This window comes from Pseudoxanthomonas sp. LjRoot204_2 (genome assembly GCF_056175765.1).
This window is the reverse complement of the sequence record NZ_JBGFFG010000731.1, coordinates 1-1,058: the sequence shown is the minus strand read 5'-3', so window position 1 is coordinate 1,058 and position 1,058 is coordinate 1. Positions and strand designations below refer to the sequence as shown.

General features: G+C 67.5%; 2 protein-coding genes. Both read left to right on the top strand.

The features are described 5' to 3' along the window. Positions 1-601: UDP-3-O-(3-hydroxymyristoyl)glucosamine N-acyltransferase (gene lpxD, locus AC04L7_RS19465; RefSeq protein WP_475513811.1), on the top strand; the 601-nt coding region annotated here is incomplete at its 5' end. Continuing rightward, positions 601-1,056 carry a 3-hydroxyacyl-ACP dehydratase FabZ gene (gene fabZ, locus AC04L7_RS19460; protein ID WP_296280365.1) on the top strand — a complete coding sequence of 152 codons (456 nt, stop codon included), beginning with the start codon at positions 601-603 and terminating at the stop codon, positions 1,054-1,056. The genes lpxD and fabZ, both read left to right, overlap by 1 nt. Positions 1,057-1,058 lie beyond the last annotated feature (2 nt).

Genomic DNA, 1,058 nt, shown 5'->3' with positions numbered 1-1,058 from the left:
GGGCTGCATCGTCGGCGACGACTGCGTGGTCGGCGATGGCTGCGAACTGGTCGCGCGCGTCACCCTGGTCACGCGCGTGCGCCTGGGCCAGCGCGTCCTGGTCCATCCAGGCGCCGTGATCGGCGCCGACGGCTTCGGCTTGGCGATGGACAGCGGGCACTGGATCAAGGTGCCGCAGCTGGGCGGCGTGGTGATCGGGGACGATTGCGAAATCGGGGCGAACACCACCATCGACCGCGGCGCGCTGGACGATACCGTGCTGGAGGAAGACGTCCGCCTCGACAACCAGATCCAGATCGGCCACAACGTCCGCATCGGTGCGCACACGGCGATGGCCGGGTGCAGTGCCGCCGCCGGCAGCGCACGCATCGGCCGCTATTGCCTGATCGGTGGGGCGGCAGGCGTGCTCGGCCACCTCGAGATCTGCGACCGCGTGGTGGTCACCGCCATGTCGCTGGTGACCAGCTCGATCACCGAACCCGGCGAATACTCGAGCGGCACGCCGCTCACCGACAACCGTACCTGGCGCAAGAACGCCGCGCGCTTCAAGCAACTGGACGCCTTGGCACGACGCGTGCTGGCGGCCGACAAGGAAACCTGATGACCCTGGACCTGCAACTGCCCGTCGACTCGGCCACCATCCGCCAACTGCTGCCSCACCGCTACCCGTTCCTGCTGGTCGACCGCGTGGTGGAGTTCGAGAAGGACAAGCGCGTGCTGGCGTACAAGAACGTCACCCAGAACGAGCCCTTCTTCACCGGCCATTTCCCGGACCGCCCGATCATGCCCGGCGTGCTGATCATCGAGGCACTGGCGCAGGCCGGCGGCCTGCTGACGCAGCTTTCGCACCAGGGCGACACTGCAGGACGGATGTTCTACATGGTGAAGGTGGAAAACGCGCGCTTCACCCGCATGGTGGTGCCCGGCGACCGGCTGGACCTGGATGTCACGCTGAAGCGGCTGATCCGCAACATGGCCTTCTACACCGGCGTGGCGTCGGTCAACGGCGAACAGGTCGCCTGCGCCGACGTACTGTGCGCCGAGGACACCCGCTGAGA